At 37.7% G+C, this 3,318-nt stretch carries 4 protein-coding genes; 1 reads left to right on the forward strand and 3 read right to left on the reverse strand.

From position 1 onward, the window contains the following. A partial coding sequence (locus tag V7147_RS16550) for a hypothetical protein (protein WP_335368935.1) occupies positions 1-256 on the forward strand: 256 nt, incomplete at its 5' end. Positions 257-295: 39 nt separating this feature from the next. On the opposite strand, the gene V7147_RS16555 is transcribed toward V7147_RS16550, so the two are convergent. The 3 genes from V7147_RS16555 to V7147_RS16565 are packed head-to-tail and all read right to left on the reverse strand — an operon-like array spanning position 296 to position 3,134. Beyond that, positions 296-1,090 (reverse strand): ABC transporter ATP-binding protein, encoded by a 795-nt coding sequence (locus V7147_RS16555; RefSeq protein WP_335368936.1) that lies wholly within the window; start codon positions 1,088-1,090, stop codon positions 296-298. After that, entirely contained in the window at positions 1,065-2,096 is a 1,032-nt protein-coding gene (locus tag V7147_RS16560) for an ABC transporter permease (protein WP_335368937.1), read from the reverse strand. Before V7147_RS16560 ends, V7147_RS16555 begins: the two co-directional genes overlap by 26 nt. Before the next feature lie 18 nt (positions 2,097-2,114). After that, the gene (locus V7147_RS16565; protein ID WP_335368938.1) at positions 2,115-3,134 is read right to left on the reverse strand and encodes an ABC transporter substrate-binding protein; all 1,020 of its coding nucleotides are present in this window, start codon (positions 3,132-3,134) and stop codon (positions 2,115-2,117) included. Positions 3,135-3,318 lie beyond the last annotated feature (184 nt).

Raw genomic sequence — 3,318 nt, forward strand, 5'->3', positions numbered from 1 at the left:
TGACCTCGAGCCGATGGCGCCTGGAGCTGGACAATATAAAAGGAGTTGTCGTCGAATGGTAGTAATGAATAAAATTGCTTTATTTTTTGTCATACTTTACTCTGGTATTATCTTAATGAATACGTATTTAGGGGAAACAGAGCGAGTTCAATCGAATGTTGTTATCTTCGTGTTAAATGGGTTTGCCTATATCGTGTCTGCAATGGAAATAGAAAGAGATAAACAACACCTTATCGATAATCAATCAACCGCATAAAAAAACGACCGCTTCGTGATAAAGCGGCCGTTTTTTCATTTAAGACAGTAATGAACGGTCATTTGTCATTTTTGCTCCCCTGATTCGTTGGAACTCATTTAGCAATTGATCAACAGTCAAATTAGCTTTTTCCTGTTCATCAACTTCTAAAATAATTTGTCCCTTATCCATCATGATAAGTCTGTTGCCTAAATCAATTGCTTGTTGCATATTGTGAGTGACCATTAATGTGGTAAGATTGTATTTTTTTACGATTTCTTTCGTTAAATTCGTAATTAGTTCAGCACGGGCTGGGTCAAGAGCTGCTGTATGTTCATCAAGTAACAAAATTGATGGCTCTGTGAAGGTTGCCATTAAAAGTGATAATGCTTGACGTTCTCCCCCAGATAGCAAGCCTACTTTAGCAGATAGACGATTCTCCAAACCGAGGTTAAGGGATTCTAAAACTTCTTTAAAGTAATCCTTGCGTTTTTTAGTTACCCCTTTACTTAAGGTGCGTGTTCTATTACGTGAATAGGCTATTGCTAAATTTTCTTCAATAGTCATATTTGGGGCCGTACCTGCCATTGGATCTTGGAATACACGTCCAATTAGCTTTGCTCGTTTATGCTCTGGTAAGAATGTAACATCCTTACTTGCGATTTCCACTTTACCAGCATCAGGAATTAGCACACCGGAAATCACATTCATTAACGTTGATTTCCCAGCACCATTACTTCCGATGACAGTAACAAAATCGCCCTCGTTTAACTGCAAATTCGTCCAATCAAGGGCAATCTTTTCATCTGGAGTACCTTCATTAAAGATTTTATGAATTTGATTTAAGTGTAGCACTCGCCTCACCCTTTCTTTCCGAAGGTGCAGTGTTCATTTGGACAAGTTGTTGTTGTCGTTTTGTTCTTCTGCTTTTCTCTTTTGTTCCTTCAAGAATTTTAGGAAGGACTAGCGCTATAATTACGATGATGGCAGTAATTAATTTCATATCTCCTGGTTGCAGGAATTCTACACGTAATGCAAGTGAAACAACGATACGATATATGATCGCCCCACCTATAACGGCAAGTGTTGCTCGTGCAATTGATTTGATTCCAAATAGGGCTTCACCGATAATAACCGATGCTAAGCCAATTACAATCATCCCAATCCCCATTCCAACATCGGCAAATCCACCTTGTTGTGCAATGAGGGATCCTGAAAATGCTACAAGAGCATTGGAAAGACCTAAACCAAGGATTGTCATTAGGTACGTGATAGCGGAAAAGCTGGAAATCATTTTTTTGTTATCACCAGTTGCCCGTACTGCAAGACCAATTTCTGTACGTAGGAAAAGATCGATTAAGAATTTAATTGCCAATGTAACAACAATCATGAAAAGCAAGATGCCCCATGTTTTAGGAAAGCTATTACCTAAACCGATTGCTGATAAAATAGAATTAAAAAACGAGTCTAATCCTGATGAAGAAGATACGTTAGATACGCTTGTAAATGTTGTATCAATATTTAATAAAGAAACATTTGATTTACCCATAATTCGTAGATTGATTGAATATAGGGCTATCATCATCAAAATACCAGATAGTAATGCATTAATTTTTCCAACCGTGTGTAGTAATCCTGTGATACTACCTGCAATAAATCCAGCAACAAGTGCTAGAAGTGTTGAGATAAAAGGATTTACGCCATTTGTGATTAAAATGGCGGAAACAGCAGCTCCTGTAACGAAGCTGCCGTCAACCGTCAAGTCTGGAAAATCTAGTATACGGAAGGACAGGTATACACCAATTGCCATGATTGCATAGATGATTCCTGATTCAAATGCTCCAAATAATGCTGTAAACATGTTGAATCATCCTTTCTTTTATTCGCCTTCGTAGATCTCAGCAATCTCTTTCCATTCAGGTTTAATTTCGATTCCTTGCTCTTCCGCTGCTTTTTTGTTAATGAAAAGCTGTAGGCTGTTTGGAAGTTCAACTGAAATTTCAGATGCCTTCTTCTCACCTTTTAGAATCTTAGCAGCCATTAGTCCGGATTGGTATCCTATATCAAAATATTCAAAACCACTTGCTGCAAATCCTCCAGCTTTCATTGAGTCTAGCTCACCAACGAATAGTGGGATATCCTTTTCATTTGCTACCGCAATAATGGTATCTAATGCTTGAACTGCAGTGTTGTCAGTTGGAATATAGATTGCATCTACACGACCAACTAAGCTTTCTGCTGCCTGCTTTACTTCTGCAGTTGTAGAAACTGAAACTTCAACTAATTCTGCACCATCTTGTTCAGCAAATTCTTTTACTTGCTCAACCTGAACAACTGAATTTTGTTCACCAGAGTTGTAGATTACACCAATCTTCTTTGCTCCCAATTCTTGTGTGATAAAGTTGATTGTTGTTTTTGTTGCATCTGGATGATTATCAGTTGTACCCGTAATATTTGCACCTGGCTTATCAAATGCTTCTACTAAACCAGCACCAACCGGATCAGTTACAGATGTGAAAATGATTGGAATCTCACTTGTAGCATTGAGTGCAGCCATAGCACTTGGTGTTGCGTTTGCAAAAATTAAATCTACTTTGTCACCAACAAGGTTTTGTGCAATTGTTGCGGTATTACTTTGTTCACCTTGTGCATTTTGGAAATCAATTTTTAAATTTTCGCCTTCCTTAAATCCTTCATCTTCTAATGCCTTTTTGAAACCCTCAGTCGCAGCATCTAATGAAGTATGTGGTGCATATTGTGTAATTCCAACTACCACCTGTTCTTTTTCTTTGCTGCCTCCTGCATCATTTGAACCCGAAGTTTCATTTGAAGTTCCACAGCCTGCTAAAGCAAGGAAGCCGGCTAATAACACTCCTACCATTTTTTTTGAGCCCTTCATTGATATCCCCCTACTCTTTCTGTATTATATTCTAGTGATTAATTGTTTTACTAGAATAGTATTTTACGCACATTTACTTCATTGCAAAAAAGCATAAAAGCGTTAATGTGAGTTATTTGTTATTCGTAATATTATCATTCACGTCGCTTGCCGTCAATAATTTTCTGAACATTTTACACTTTCA

It is taken from the genome of Bacillus sp. JJ1521 (genome assembly GCF_036965165.1).
Lineage (GTDB): Bacteria > Bacillota > Bacilli > Bacillales > Bacillaceae_L > Ferdinandcohnia.